At 59.8% G+C, this 12,767-nt stretch carries 13 protein-coding genes; 4 read left to right on the forward strand and 9 right to left on the reverse strand.

All coding sequences use genetic code 11. The annotated features are described in order from the left end of the window. Positions 1-39: 39 nt before the first annotated feature. The 4 genes from ABMA60_RS09690 to gluQRS all read right to left on the reverse strand — a co-directional run bounded on the left by ABMA60_RS09690 (position 40) and on the right by gluQRS (position 4,800). Positions 40-1,578, reverse strand: coding sequence for a DUF3369 domain-containing protein (locus tag ABMA60_RS09690; RefSeq protein ID WP_392802133.1), 1,539 nt, complete (start codon positions 1,576-1,578; stop codon positions 40-42). A gap of 1 nt (position 1,579) precedes the next feature. After that, entirely contained in the window at positions 1,580-3,205 is a 1,626-nt protein-coding gene (locus ABMA60_RS09695) for a sensor histidine kinase (protein ID WP_392802135.1), read from the reverse strand. A 181-nt stretch (positions 3,206-3,386) separates the two neighbouring features. Then, entirely contained in the window at positions 3,387-3,737 is a 351-nt protein-coding gene (locus ABMA60_RS09700) for a carboxymuconolactone decarboxylase family protein (RefSeq protein ID WP_392802138.1), read from the reverse strand. Positions 3,738-3,888: 151 nt separating this feature from the next. After that, positions 3,889-4,800: a tRNA glutamyl-Q(34) synthetase GluQRS gene (gene gluQRS, locus ABMA60_RS09705; protein ID WP_392802141.1), complete on the reverse strand. Its 912-nt coding sequence runs from the start codon at positions 4,798-4,800 to the stop codon at positions 3,889-3,891. A gap of 38 nt (positions 4,801-4,838) precedes the next feature. On the opposite strand from gluQRS, the gene ABMA60_RS09710 reads away from it, so the two are divergent. Then, positions 4,839-5,993 carry an aminotransferase class I/II-fold pyridoxal phosphate-dependent enzyme gene (locus tag ABMA60_RS09710; protein ID WP_392802144.1) on the forward strand — a complete coding sequence of 385 codons (1,155 nt, stop codon included), beginning with the start codon at positions 4,839-4,841 and terminating at the stop codon, positions 5,991-5,993. Positions 5,994-6,061: 68 nt separating this feature from the next. On the opposite strand, the gene ABMA60_RS09715 is transcribed toward ABMA60_RS09710, so the two are convergent. The 4 genes from ABMA60_RS09715 to ABMA60_RS09730 are packed head-to-tail and all read right to left on the reverse strand — an operon-like array spanning position 6,062 to position 9,517. Beyond that, the gene (locus ABMA60_RS09715) at positions 6,062-6,385 is read right to left on the reverse strand and encodes a Rieske (2Fe-2S) protein (protein ID WP_392802147.1); all 324 of its coding nucleotides are present in this window, start codon (positions 6,383-6,385) and stop codon (positions 6,062-6,064) included. 20 nt (positions 6,386-6,405) lie between these two features. Then, positions 6,406-7,185 carry a heme ABC transporter ATP-binding protein gene (locus tag ABMA60_RS09720; RefSeq protein ID WP_392802150.1) on the reverse strand — a complete coding sequence of 260 codons (780 nt, stop codon included), beginning with the start codon at positions 7,183-7,185 and terminating at the stop codon, positions 6,406-6,408. Then, entirely contained in the window at positions 7,182-8,198 is a 1,017-nt protein-coding gene (locus ABMA60_RS09725) for a FecCD family ABC transporter permease (protein WP_392802153.1), read from the reverse strand. The genes ABMA60_RS09720 and ABMA60_RS09725 overlap by 4 nt, the downstream gene beginning before the upstream one ends. Next, positions 8,195-9,517 (reverse strand): hypothetical protein, encoded by a 1,323-nt coding sequence (locus ABMA60_RS09730; protein WP_392802155.1) that lies wholly within the window; start codon positions 9,515-9,517, stop codon positions 8,195-8,197. The genes ABMA60_RS09725 and ABMA60_RS09730 overlap by 4 nt, the downstream gene beginning before the upstream one ends. Before the next feature lie 176 nt (positions 9,518-9,693). Between ABMA60_RS09730 and ABMA60_RS09735 the strand changes: the two genes are divergently transcribed. Both ABMA60_RS09735 and serB read left to right on the forward strand, forming a co-directional pair. Continuing rightward, positions 9,694-9,870 carry a hypothetical protein gene (locus ABMA60_RS09735; RefSeq protein ID WP_392802157.1) on the forward strand — a complete coding sequence of 59 codons (177 nt, stop codon included), beginning with the start codon at positions 9,694-9,696 and terminating at the stop codon, positions 9,868-9,870. 22 nt (positions 9,871-9,892) lie between these two features. After that, the gene (gene serB / locus ABMA60_RS09740; protein WP_392802160.1) at positions 9,893-11,104 is read left to right on the forward strand and encodes a phosphoserine phosphatase SerB; all 1,212 of its coding nucleotides are present in this window, start codon (positions 9,893-9,895) and stop codon (positions 11,102-11,104) included. Here serB and epmB read toward each other — a convergent pair. Then, entirely contained in the window at positions 11,098-12,174 is a 1,077-nt protein-coding gene (gene epmB / locus ABMA60_RS09745) for an EF-P beta-lysylation protein EpmB (RefSeq protein WP_392802163.1), read from the reverse strand. The genes serB and epmB overlap by 7 nt on opposite strands. On the opposite strand from epmB, the gene efp reads away from it, so the two are divergent. Beyond that, on the forward strand, positions 12,173-12,748 hold the full coding sequence (gene efp, locus ABMA60_RS09750) for an elongation factor P (RefSeq protein ID WP_392802165.1): 576 nt from the start codon (positions 12,173-12,175) through the stop codon (positions 12,746-12,748). The two genes, epmB and efp, sit on opposite strands and share 2 nt — an antisense overlap. Positions 12,749-12,767 lie beyond the last annotated feature (19 nt).

The following is a 12,767-nucleotide window of genomic DNA, read 5'->3' on the forward strand; positions in this document are numbered from 1 at the left end:
GCGTTTGCAGGTAAGAGCACCGCCGTTCGCGGATAGCGTTCAGCTGGGGTCTGGATAGCGTCGTTTGATCTCGGCGAATTCATCGAAATTGGCCAGCAACAGATCGACCAGTTGCGGGTCGAAGTGCTTGCCGCGTTCGGCTGCAAACAGCCCTTTGACCTCTTCCAGCGCCCAGGGCTCTTTATAACAACGGCGGCTGGACAGCGCATCGAAGACATCGGCCAGGGCCGTAATGCGTCCGCCGATGCTGATGTCTTCGCCGGCGAGGCCGCGTGGGTAACCTTTGCCGTCCCAGCGCTCGTGGTGTTCACGCGCAATCTGGGCGCCCATTTTCAGGATCGGTTTATCGGTGTGGCTGAGCAGATCATAGCCGCACTGAGCGTGGGTTTTCATCACCGCCCACTCGTCGGGATCGAGCGCTCCGGGCTTGTTCAAAATGGCGTCCGGAATGGCAATCTTTCCTAAGTCATGCAGTGGTGCGGCCTCGCGAATCAGTCGTGCTTCGGTGCTGGGCAGACCGGCTTTTTGCGCCAGCAGATAACTGATTTCCGCCACCCGGCGCAGGTGCTGGCCGGTCTCGCGCGAGCGATGCTCCACCGCATCACCGAGCAGATAGACCACCTCGCGCTGGCTGTCTTCCAGTTCAGTGCGCAGCGCCAGGTTCTCAAAAGCGGTTAACGCATTCTGGCAAAACACTTCCAGCAGATGGCGCTCCATAGAATTACGCACCACCAGTCCGTTCAGAAACAGCACACTCAGATGCATTTCGCTGGAGCGGTACAGACACAGATAGCCGCCATCAAGTTGCTGGGCGCGAAAGCCGGTATCCAGACTTTTGATAAATGACTGAGCACTGACCGGCAGCAGATCCGCCACCGGCTGACCCACCTGGTGATTGTATTGACCGGTACCGGCGAGCACCGTCAGGCGGCCGAACTGCTCGTGCGCAGCAACGCCTTCGCACAGGGCATAGAGCGCATCTTCATCGGGCGCGAGGATGGCGGAAATCTGCTCCAGAATGCCGTGCGCAAAATCCTGGATAAAGGCATGTTGCTGCAGCGCCGTCGAGGCGTTGAGGATGCGTTCCAGCCCCTGACGGTTGCGCTCCAGCGCCAGAATGTCGCGGTAGGAACGTAGGCACGAATACAGCAGGGTGTGCATCTTGCTGCGCGTCAGTTCGGTTTTCTCTTTGTAATCGTTGATGTCGTAATCGGCGATGATGGTTTCTTCCGGGGCCTGGCCGGGCTGACCGGTACGCAGCACGATACGGGTAAAGGAGTTGCGCAACTGGTCGCGAATCACCTCGACCATATCCAGACCGGCGTGCTCGGTTTCCATCACCACATCGAGCAGACAGAGCGCCAGGTCAGGATGGTTGCGTACCTGTTCAATGCCTTCGGCCGCACTGTAGGCGTGGAGAAACTGCAAGGGCCGGCCATCGAACTGGAAGTTGCGCAACGCCAGAGTGGTGATGGTGTGCACTTCATCGTCGTCATCGACGATCAGCACTTTCCAGGGTTTCTGGTCGTTCGGGCCGTCTTGAGATTGTTCTTCAGCAAAGATCAGTTCGTCACTCATGCTAAGCATCCTCCACTGCTTCAGCCGCCGGCTCCAGCGGCAGCGTGATGCGGAAGCGGCAGCCGTCGTGCGGCGGGCTGTGTATCTGAATGCGCCCGCCCAATTTGCCGGTCACCAGATTGAACACGATGTTCATCCCCAAACCACTGCCGCCGCTGGAGCGGCGCGTGGTGTAAAACGGATCGAAGATGTGTTTCAGGGTTTCCTCGCTCATGCCCTGACCGTCGTCTTCGTACAGCAGTGCCAGACGATTGGAACCGGCCGGGGCGTTGGAAAAACGAATCTGGCCGGCGCGTTGGCCGTCGTCAAAACCGTGCAGCAGTGAGTTGATCACCAGGTTGGTGACCACCTGCGCCAGTGCACCCGGTGACAGCCGCGTGGTGATGTCCGGGTCGATATCATTAATGATCTCCACCGGAGCGGTCTTGTACTTGGGTCGCAAACTGGCCAGCACTTCATCAATGTAGGCGTGCAGATTGATGCGGCGTTGTTCTTCGCTGGTCTGGTCGACCGCCACCTGTTTGAAGGAACGAATCAGCTGGGCGGCGCGGTCGAGGTTGGCCGACAGCAGGTCGCCGGTTTCCAGACATTCATTAAAGAAACGCTCCAGATCGGACTTTTTCAGTTCATTACCCTGCAGCGCCCGCTGCGCCAGCCGGGCTTCCGAGGTCAGGTGACTGGCGGCGGTAATGGAAATGCCCAGCGGCGTGTTCACCTCATGCGCTACGCCGCTGACCAGATTACCCAACGACGCCAGTTTTTCGCTCTGCAGCAATTCTTCCTGAGCAATTTTTAATTTATCGAGCGAGTCGGTCAGGCTGCGGTTGCTTTGTTGCAGCTGCTCGGTGCGTTCGGCAACGATTTTTTCCAGGTTGTCCTGGTGCCGGCGCAAGGCTCTGTCGCGTTCGACCAGACTGTCGTGTTGGCGGTTGAACACCTCGTAGAGCTGACCGATTTCGTCGTTGCGACCTTCCAGCAAGGGTTCGCGCTGCTGGCTCCACTGGGTGACGTCCCGAGGCGAGATGCGTTGCACATAGTCGCTGAAATGGCGGATGGGTCGCGCCACCAGATGCTGCACCACCCAGTACAAAGCGCCCAGCAAGGCGATGATGGCGACGATGGCCGACACCAGCGCGCCGCCCAAAACCAGGCCCACCTGGTTGCGGATCAATTCGTTGTCCGAACGCAGATAAATCCAGCCGATGGTGGTCAAACTGCCGTTGAATTCGTGCGCCACCGGCGTGGCGATGATCAGGGCGGTTTCGGTGAGTCGTTCGGTGCGCGAGTCGGCCGGTTGCAGCCAGTCCGGATTCTGGCCAGCCAAGTCGCCCAGTTGCAGGTCAATCTCTCCCTCCACCGAGCGTATCGCCACGCCGGAGATGTAAGGGTCGCGCAACAGTGCCTCGGCGGCGCGCTCGACGTTAGCGCTGTCGAACGCCCAGATGGATTCGTTGATCAGCGGCAACATATTACTCAAAGAGGCATCGACGTTCTGGTCGCGCAAGCCTTCCATGGTCCGCGTCAGCGTCCAGGACTGCATCAATATCGTCACCAGAATTGCGCAGGCCACACCCAGGGTGATGGCAGCCAGCAAGCGTCTGGCGAGAAACGCATTGACCTCAAACATGGCAGTTCTCACAAGAGTCTGGTTCAAGGTTAGGCGGGGATATTGGCTTTTGCCAGTGAGCGGGCGCGGGGCTGTCCGATCAGTGCTCGAACGCTGGATTGGCGGCTGGAATTAACCAGGGTGTTGAGTGGAGGACGAGACGCTGCTGAAGGTTTCAGCGTTTGCGCTCGTCCCCGGACGGTTAAGCGGCCTGGACAAATTCGTTCAAGGCATCCAGGGCTTCGCAGCCATAGACCATGGACGGGCCGCCGCCCATCAGCACTGCAACGCCGATGGTCTCGATGACTTCTGCGCGGCTGGCGCCGGATTGCAACGCATCGTGAACGTGAAAGGCGATGCAGCCATTGCAGCGCACGGTAATGGCGATACCCAGCGCAATCAGTTCTTTGGTTTTGGTATCCAGCGCGCCACTGGCAACGCCAGCTTCATGCAGCTGGCCAAAGGCGGACATCACAGCGGGGGCTTCGTTGCCCAGTTGTTCCATCAACTGCTGCAGGTTTTTATAGACGGCTTGGTGGGTTTGTGTGCTCATGGCGCGCTCCTTTTTGTTAAAAGATGGACCGATGAGAAGCCGCTGTCCGCACCGCTCAACACCTCAAACCAACGGCTTATCGCCTCACTGTAAAAGGTGAGGGAGCGGTGTCGCAAAGCAAGCAGGGTCGAGGCTTAAAGCTTGCTCTGCGTCAATTTTTAACGGCAATTTGCTGGCGGCCTTGCAACTGCTGAGCCGGCCAGGCCGAGAGCGCCTGGGCGAGCATGGTTTGCGGCTGATCCGGCTCGATCGCCAGGCCCATATAGCTGAACGCCTGTTGTAGATTGTCACTGGCGTGCCTGTCATCCAGTGCCGGAGCGTGATTCTGCTTGCTGAGCTTTTGGCCATTGTCGCCAATCAGTACCGGGAAGTGTGCGTAGTCCGGCGGTGTGGCACCGAGGCTGCGCAACAGCGCGCGTTGCCAGGGCGTGGAATCGAGCAGGTCGATGCCGCGCACCACCTCGGTAATGCCCTGGTCCAGGTCATCGACGGTGACCGCCAGTTGATAGGCGAAAGGACCATCGCGGCGACGCAGCACCACATCGCCCAGCTCAGCCGCCAGATCGACGCTTTGTTCACCCTGATAACGATCATTGAAACGTTCAATGACCTCGGGCACCTGCCAGCGAATGGCGGCGTCCGTTCGCGGCTGCCGACAGTCACGGCAGGTACCCGGGTAGATGGGTTGGTCGGCCAGTTGCTTGCGGCTGCAACGGCACCAGAACAGTTGATCGGCGCTCGCCAGTTGTTCCAGTGCGGCTATGTAGGCGTCGCTGCGCTGGCTTTGATAGCGCAGGCTTTCGTCCCAGTGCAGGCCATGTGCTTCCAGACTGCGCAGAATGGCGTCGGCGGCGCCGGGTTGTTCGCGTGGTGGATCGAGATCTTCAATACGCACCAGCCAAGCGCCGCCGCGCTCGCGTGCATCCAGGTAACTGACCAGCGCCGCCACCAGCGAACCCAGATGCAAAGGGCCGGTCGGTGAGGGCGCAAAGCGGCCGCGATAGGGCGTATTGATCATGCGTAGCAGGGTTCCGCAATTGAAGCTCGGCCCGACATTCTGCATGATGCCGCCGGACCTTCCCAGCCACGGACTCGCCAACAATGAAGCTCGCCAACCGCACCGACCGCATTCAGCCCTTCCAAGTGATGCAGATTTTGGCGCGTGCCAAGACGCTGGCCGACCAGGGCCGTTCGGTGATCGGGCTCTATGTGGGCGAGCCGGATTTCGGTACGCCAAAAGCCATTATCGAAGCCGGCCAGGCGGCGCTGGCCAACGGCCATACCGGCTATACCCCAGCGACCGGTTTGCAGCCGCTGCGTGAAGCCATTGCCGATCGCTACCGGCGCTGGCACGGCGTTGAGGTCGCACCGGAACGCATTCTGGTCACGCCCGGCGGGTCCAGTGCCCTGTTGCTGGCGTTTGCTGCCAGCATCGATGCCGGTCGCGAGGTGTTGCTGCCAGAGCCGGGTTATCCCTGTAATCGCAATTTTCTCGAAGTGATCGGCGCCAAACCGGTATCGGTTCCTTTGGCCGAGCAAGGCTTGCGACTGTCGTTGCCCAAGCTGGAAACGGCGCTGACGCCGAACAGTCAGGGCTTGCTGCTGGCATCGCCGTGCAACCCGACCGGCCAGGTGCTGACCATGGATGAATGGCAGCAGGCGGCGGACTTTGCGCAGCGTCATCAGCTGGCGTTATTTGCCGATGAGATCTACCACGGCCTGACCTTTACCGAGGCGTTGCCGCCGTCGGCCTTGAACGTCACCGACGATGTCTGGGTGACCCAGAGTTTCTCCAAATTCTACGGCATGACCGGTTGGCGTTTGGGCTGGCTGGTGGTGCCGCCTTATGCGATAGAGGCGGCGGAACGGCTGGCGCAAAATCTCTATTTATCGGCGCCGTCGATGGCGCAGCATGCCGCTCTGGCCGCCTTCGATGCGGAGGTCGAAGCCGAATGTTTTGCCCGCCGCGATGAACTGCGTAAGCGCCGCGATTATTTGGCACCGAAACTCGAAGCACTCGGCCTACCTTTGCTCGCACAACCTGATGGCGCCTTTTATCTGTACGCCGATATGTCGGCCTACGGAAACGACGCGGTGGACTGGTGCGATCGACTGCTGGAAGAAACTGGCGTCGCCATCACCCCAGGTATCGATTTCGGTGGCGCCACGGAACATAGCGCGGTGCGGATTGCGTATACGGCGGAGGTAGGGGTGCTGGAGGAGGCGGTGGAGCGATTGGCTGGGTTTATTCGCTAATGCTAGACGCTGAACGGGAGACGGAAGACGCCAGATACGCTAACCCAGCGTCTCCCGGCGCGAAGCGCCTAAGCGTCTCCCGCAATAACAATCATGTCATCGCGAACCTCAAACCCCACCGGCGTCAAATACTCGCCCTGGCACGGCCCTACCAGACAATGACCGGTTTCGATTTCAAATAACGCGCCATGCGTTGAGCATTCGATCAGCGCGCCGTCCATATCGAGAAACTGGTTTTCCATAAATTCCAGCGCCGTATGCAGATGCGGGCAGCTGTTTTTGTAGACGTAAATCTGGTCGTCTTTGCGCACGGCAAAAACCGGGTTGTCGGGTAAATCGAAACCCAGTGACTGACCTTCTTCCAGGTCGTTAACGTTGCACAGTTCGGTCATGATTTTCCTCAGTACTCCCCTCAGTGACTGATAATCAGCGGGCAGTCGTGATGCGGATGCGGCTGCACCGTCACGCTCAGCCCAAAATGATGTTGAATGTTTGCCGCGGTCAGCACCTCGGCGGGGCGGCCAGTGCAGACTGATTGACCGCGATCGAGCAACAGCACCCGGTCGGCGTAACGCGCCGCCAAATTCAGATCGTGCACCACCAGCAGCACACCCACGCCACGCCGGGCAAAACCACGCACCGCCTGAAACAGCCGTTGTTGATGATGCAGATCGAGGCTGGCCGCCGGCTCATCCAGTAATAGAAAACGATGGCCTTCCGGCTGGGCGTCCCAGATTTGCGCCAGCACTCGCGCCAGATGAACGCGCTGAAGTTCGCCACCGCTGATTTCATGAATATTGCGCTGCGCCAGGTCGGTTAATTCACACAGTTCCATGGCCTCGGCGACGATGCTGTCGTCGCGGCGTTTGCCGGTGGCGTGCGGGTAGCGACCCAGCGCCACCACTTCAGCCACGCGAAAAGCGAAATTCAGCGAATGTTGCTGGGGCAACACCGCGAGCAGACGCGCTCTGTCTTCACCGCGCCAGTCGTTGATGGCCTGGTCGTGCAGGCGTACCTGGCCGGCGTTTGGCGCGCGCTCGCCGCTGAGCACATTCAGCAGGCTCGATTTCCCCGCGCCGTTCTGGCCGATCAACGCCAGCACTTCACCGGCGTCGAGCTGAACGGAAACCTCGTCCAGTGCAGTGCGGCCGGGAGACAGCTGCAGTTGCAAACGCTCGCCCGTCAGACTCATAACCCGGCATTCCGTTGGCGATGGATCAGGTAAATAAAGAAAGGTCCGCCCAGCAGCGCGGTGATAATGCCGACCGGTAATTCGGCCGGGCTGATCACTACCCGCGCCAGCCAATCGGCCCAAAGCGTCAACAGCGCGCCGAAGCCCAAGCTTAGCGGCAACACCCGGCGATGGTCCGGGCCCACCAACAAACGCACCATATGCGGCACGACCAGGCCGATAAAGCCGATGATGCCGGTAAAGGCGACGGCAGCGCCGACACCCGCCGCACACAGATAAATCACCTGGCGTTTCAAGCGCGGCACGTTAAAGCCCAGATGACGGCACTCAGATTCGCCCAGCAACAGCGCGTTTAAGGGTTTATGCAGCGGCCAGGCCAGCAGGGTGATGGTCACCAACACCGTGGCGGTGATAGCCACCGCTGCCCAGGTTGCGGCACCGAAGGAGCCCAGCGTCCAGAAGGTGAGGGTGCGCAGTTGTTCGTTGCTGGCGAGATAAGAGCACAGCCCCAGACCCGCCGCGGCCAACATATTAAAAGCGACACCGGCGAGGATCAGCCGCAGCGGTGAACTGGCGCTGTCGCGGCCGATCAGCATGACCAGTTGAGTGGCGATTAAACCACCGATAAAAGCCGTGGCGGGTCGGGTCAGTGTTTGCAAAGCAGATGGCAACATCGTCAGCAGAGCGGGCGCGAAAATCAGCGTGGCGACAACCGCCAGGGTCGCGCCACTGGAAACGCCCATCAAACCGGGTTCGGCCAAAGGGTTGCGAAACAAGCCCTGAATCATGGCGCCGCTGATGCCCAGTAAAGCACCGACGCACAAGGCCAGCAGCAAGCGCGGCAGGCGAATCTGCCAGACAATAAGGCTGTCCACACTGGCACCCGGCTGGCCCAGCGCCTGCCAGACTTGAGCAGTGGTCAGGCTCGATGGACCCACGCTCAGCGCGCAAAAGGCCGACAACAGCGTCAGGGTGACCACCAGCCAGGCCAGCTTGCGGGCGCTGACGGTCATCGCAAGCGCTCGACCAGGGTATGCGCCTGAGACGCCAGCAAACGATCGCGATGGCCGGCAATGGCATCAAGCTCCCAGACTTCCAAACGGCCGCCGTCGCTGAGCGTAATGTCACGCAGCAAAGAGACTTCGATGCTCTGGTTCACTTCCTGATACTGCAACATCGGTTCAGCCAGATAGATGGCGCCACGCGGTTGCTGGGCACTGACCTGCTGCAGCCACTGGGCGGCATCACCGGCGACCAACGGCAGCGGCAAACCGTGTTTGGTGGTGCGCGAAACAAAGGCAGGACCGGCGCTGAGTGAAAAACCAAAGGCCGGTTGCAACGCCGGATGTTCACGCTGGCTTTGCAGAATCGCCAGTTGCAGGACGCGCGCAGCGCTGACCGCGTGCATGGCGAAATGCTCGTCATCACCCAGGCCAAACACCAGCGTAAAACCTTCCGGCAACAACACACCGCCGTAAAGTTCACCGACCTGAGTGATCAGATTTTCGTAGCGCGCCCACAGGCTTTGCAGTTGGTGGGCGTCGTAGTGGCGGGTCATGGCGTCCCAGTTATGGCACTGCACATGGAGCAAGGCGACGTCGCAATAAGCGCCCTGTTCGCCGGCCAGATGCACCTGTTCCAACAAGCGTTCGGCTTCGCCGTCGCTGCTCGCAGTCGCCAGGGTACGCAATACCTGGCTGTTGGAATCGAGCGAATTGCTCAACCGCGCGACTAACGCTTTCAGTTGCGCTTCCGGCGGGCCGCTGAACTGAGCGCGCCAGCCCGGCAGATGCTCACTGAGCTGTCGTGCCAGCTTGCCGGTGGTGGCGTCCTGAATCTGGCTGCGCCAGAAAATCAGTCCGCCGGCAGAGGCCAGCGCCAGCAGATTGAACAAAAACCAGGAACGTTGAGTGCGGGTGCGCCACTGAATCAACAGACGTTGATCGAGTTGAATTTCGGCCTGGCCGAGCAAGGTCGATTCAAAATGCACCGGATGTTCAAAGGCCACTGGGTCCAGTGGTTCGGGGCCGACCGGCCGGGAGTTGAGCGTTAAATTCTGATCGGCGGCGCTGAGCGAAGCTGACGCCACTAAGGGTTCTTCGGCGGTGCGATTCAATAACAAACTGATCGCCAAGCGATCGCTACGCTGCAAGGGCGCGGCGATATCAAAAGCCAGAGTCCGTGCCAGACTTTCGCCGAGGCGCTGCTGGGTCTGGTCGATGGCATTCAGCGCTGGCAGATACCACAGCCAGGCGAGTAACAGATTGAGCACGACCAAAATGGCCAGTGCGAAGGCGGTCAATGGCTGCCAGAGCCAACGCAGAGCATGCATGGTGGAATAATTCAGTCTGGTCGATACAATATCGCCTCCGCTAGGGGGCCCCCCGGAGCGACAGTCGGTTGAGTGGACTGTCGACCCAAGGGCGCAATGGTAGCGGTATTCGTCGCTTTAAAGAACCGCCCGGCTGCTAAGGCCGGTCCGCCCAATTGATGTTGAGAGGATGTCCCATGAGTGATGCCGCCAACCAACTGGCTGCCCAGTTGAAAGAAATCAAACAAGGTCTGTTTCTGATGGGCCCGGATCGCTACCGCGCGTTGTCGACCCACGAAACCGAAGACCTGATCGCCAAGCTGGAACAGGTTGCTGACCAGGCGTTGCAAACGCTGGAAAACATCAAGGGCTGAGCCCAACTGACGGAGCTCGTCCTTGAGTACCATCCTGATGCTCAAGGTCAGTGGTCATGACCGCCCCGGTCTGACCGCCGACCTGACCCAGACGCTGGCGCAGTTCGGCGTCACCTTGCTCGATTTAGGGCAGTCCGTCATTCACGACCAGGTGTCGCTGGGCATGCTGCTGCAGCTGCCCGACGGTGAAGACACCTCGGCCTTGTTGAAAGAAATTCTGTTCCGCGCCCACGATTTAGGCATCGACGCCCGCTTTACCCCGGTCAGCGACGACGCCTACAGCGACTGGGTCTCCCAGCAAGGCAAAGACCGTTATGTGTTGACGCTGCTGGCGCGGCGCATCAGCGCGGAGCAACTGGCCTGGGTATCGCGCGAAGTCTCCAAACAGGGCCTGAACATTCAGGACATCACTCGTCTGACTGGCCGCATCGCGCTCGATCAGGCCGATGACAGTGGCCAGGCCTGCATCGAACTGACCTTGCGTGGCCAGCCCGCTGATGACGCTGCCTTGCGTCAGGCGTTTCTGGATATCAGCGCGCGTTTCGATATCGATGTCGCCTTCCAGCTCGATTCGGTTTACCGCCGCAACCGCCGTCTGGTCTGTTTCGATATGGATTCAACGCTGATTGAAGCCGAAGTCATTGACGAGCTGGCGCACGCCGCCGGCGTCGGCGAGCAGGTGGTCGCCATTACCGAACGCGCCATGGCCGGTGAGCTGGATTTTCAGGCCAGTTTCCGCGAGCGTTTGGCGTTGCTGAAAGGGCTGGATGAAAGCGTGCTGGCCGACATCGCCGAGAAGCTGCCACTGACCGAAGGCGCCGAACGCTTGATCGGCACGCTCAAAGCCTACGGTTTTAAAACCGCAATTTTATCGGGCGGCTTTACCTATTTCGGCCACTATCTACAGCGCAAACTGGGCATCGATTACGTCTATGCCAACGAGCTGGAAATTGTCGATGGTAAGGTGACCGGCAACGTCAGCGGCACCATTGTCGATGGCGCGCGCAAGGCCGAACTGCTGCGCGAACTGGCGCAGCGCGAAGGCATTAAGCTGGAGCAAACCATTGCCGTCGGCGATGGCGCCAACGACTTACCGATGCTCTCTGAAGCGGGCCTGGGCATCGCCTTTCGTGCCAAACCCCTGGTGCGTGAAAGCGCACGTCATTCCATCTCGACCTTAGGTCTGGACGCCGTGCTCTATCTGCTCGGTTTCCGCGACCAGGACATCTACTGATTCAGCCAGCGTTTGCCGGCATCGCCCGGCACTTCGCGCACCAACCTCGGCACCAGATAGCCCGGCAGACTGGCCTGTAATTCGCGCCACAATTGCTGGGCACGTTCGTCGGGTACATCAAAATGCGCCGCGCCGCGCACCGCATCGAGCTGGTGCAGGTAGTAGGGCAACACATCGGCGGAAAACAGCGCCTGGCTCAAATCGGTCAGCGCTTCGATCGAATCATTCACCCCCGCCAACAACACCGCCTGATTCAGTAGCAAAGTGCCATTTTGCCGCAACGGTGCCAGCGCTTGTTGAACTTCTGCGTTGATTTCATTGGCATGATTGGCGTGCACCACCAGCACGGTTTTCAGGCGCGTTTGTTCCAATAGACGCACCAGTCCCGCATCGATGCGCGACGGCATCACAATCGGCGTGCGGCTGTGAATGCGCAGCGTGGTCAGGTTGGGTAATTGCTCCAGATCGGCCATCAGTTCGGCCAGCCGTTCATTAGGCAGACTGAGCGGGTCGCCACCGCTGAAAATGACTTCGTGCAGGTCATCCTGGCTGGCTAAGTAATTCAGCGCGCCTTGCCATTGCGTCGGGCTTAGGCGGTTATCGGCGTAGGGAAAGTGCTGACGGAAACAGTAACGGCAATGCACCGCGCAGGCCTGAGTGGTGATCACCAGGGCGCGGCCCTGGTATTTGTGCACGATGCCCGGCGCCGGCGCGTGCTCGCGTTCGGCCAGCGGGTCATCCAGGTAACCCGGTTGCGGATCGAGTTCAGCGCCGCTCGGCAACACCTGGCGCAACAGCGGGTCGTGCGGATTTGCGCGTTGCATGCGGTTGACGTAACTCAGCGGCACGCGCAGCGGAAAATCGGCATCGGCCAGCGCCGGCTGGTCGAGGTCTGTTGCCTTAAGATCGAGCAGTTGCAGCAATTGCGCGACCGAACGGACGGCGTTTTTCAGCTCGGTTTGCCAGGATGGAAGCGCTTGGGTGGAAATGATGGTGGGGGAGTCCACACGGGGCTCGAACTCGGTTAACATACGCTCCTCTTGAATTTCCAGGCAATCAGGACAGGTCATGGCCTCCTATTCTACCAATGAATTCCGTGCAGGGCTGAAAGTGATGCTCGAGGGCGACCCTTGCACCATCGTCGAAAACGAATTTGTAAAACCCGGTAAAGGCCAGGCCTTTAACCGCGTTAAACTGAAGAACCTGAAAACCGGCCGCACTTGGGAACGTACTTTCAAGTCCGGTGAATCCGTCGAATCTGCCGATGTGATGGACATCGACATGGAATACCTCTACGAAGACGGCGAGTTCTGGCACTTTATGAAGACCGACGGTTCTTTTGAGCAGCTGCCGGCCGACGCCGCTGCTGTGGGTGACACCAAAGACTGGCTGAAAGAACAGGAAACCTATGTGGTCTGCCTGTACAACGGCGACCCGATTTCGGTCACGCCGCCCAACCACATCGAGCTGGAAGTGGTGGAAACCGACCCGGGTTTGAAAGGTGACACCGCCACCGGTGGCTCCAAGCCGGCAACGCTGTCGACCGGCGCTGTGGTTCGAGTACCGTTGTTCCTGAACCAGGGTGAGAAAATCCGCGTCGATACCCGCACCCGCGAATACATCAGCCGGGCCAAATCCGACTGAGGATTCCGGCGCAGTGTTA

It is taken from the genome of Saccharospirillum sp. HFRX-2 (genome assembly GCF_043196805.1).
Classification (GTDB): Bacteria; Pseudomonadota; Gammaproteobacteria; order Pseudomonadales; family Natronospirillaceae; genus Saccharospirillum.

What these genes read in the sequence shown, in the direction of transcription:
- ABMA60_RS09715 (WP_392802147.1), bottom strand. Translation starts at nt 6,385, where the DNA reads ATGACCGAACTGTGCAACGTTAACGACCTGGAAGAAGGTCAGTCACTG.
- ABMA60_RS09730 (WP_392802155.1), bottom strand. Translation starts at nt 9,517, where the DNA reads ATGCATGCTCTGCGTTGGCTCTGGCAGCCATTGACCGCCTTCGCACTG.
- ABMA60_RS09710 (WP_392802144.1), top strand. Translation starts at nt 4,839, where the DNA reads ATGAAGCTCGCCAACCGCACCGACCGCATTCAGCCCTTCCAAGTGATG.
- efp (WP_392802165.1), top strand. Translation starts at nt 12,173, where the DNA reads ATGGCCTCCTATTCTACCAATGAATTCCGTGCAGGGCTGAAAGTGATG.
- ABMA60_RS09720 (WP_392802150.1), bottom strand. Translation starts at nt 7,185, where the DNA reads ATGAGTCTGACGGGCGAGCGTTTGCAACTGCAGCTGTCTCCCGGCCGC.
- ABMA60_RS09695 (WP_392802135.1), bottom strand. Translation starts at nt 3,205, where the DNA reads ATGTTTGAGGTCAATGCGTTTCTCGCCAGACGCTTGCTGGCTGCCATC.
- ABMA60_RS09690 (WP_392802133.1), bottom strand. Translation starts at nt 1,578, where the DNA reads ATGAGTGACGAACTGATCTTTGCTGAAGAACAATCTCAAGACGGCCCG.
- ABMA60_RS09725 (WP_392802153.1), bottom strand. Translation starts at nt 8,198, where the DNA reads ATGACCGTCAGCGCCCGCAAGCTGGCCTGGCTGGTGGTCACCCTGACG.
- ABMA60_RS09735 (WP_392802157.1), top strand. Translation starts at nt 9,694, where the DNA reads ATGAGTGATGCCGCCAACCAACTGGCTGCCCAGTTGAAAGAAATCAAA.
- epmB (WP_392802163.1), bottom strand. Translation starts at nt 12,174, where the DNA reads ATGACCTGTCCTGATTGCCTGGAAATTCAAGAGGAGCGTATGTTAACC.
- ABMA60_RS09700 (WP_392802138.1), bottom strand. Translation starts at nt 3,737, where the DNA reads ATGAGCACACAAACCCACCAAGCCGTCTATAAAAACCTGCAGCAGTTG.
- gluQRS (WP_392802141.1), bottom strand. Translation starts at nt 4,800, where the DNA reads ATGCAGAATGTCGGGCCGAGCTTCAATTGCGGAACCCTGCTACGCATG.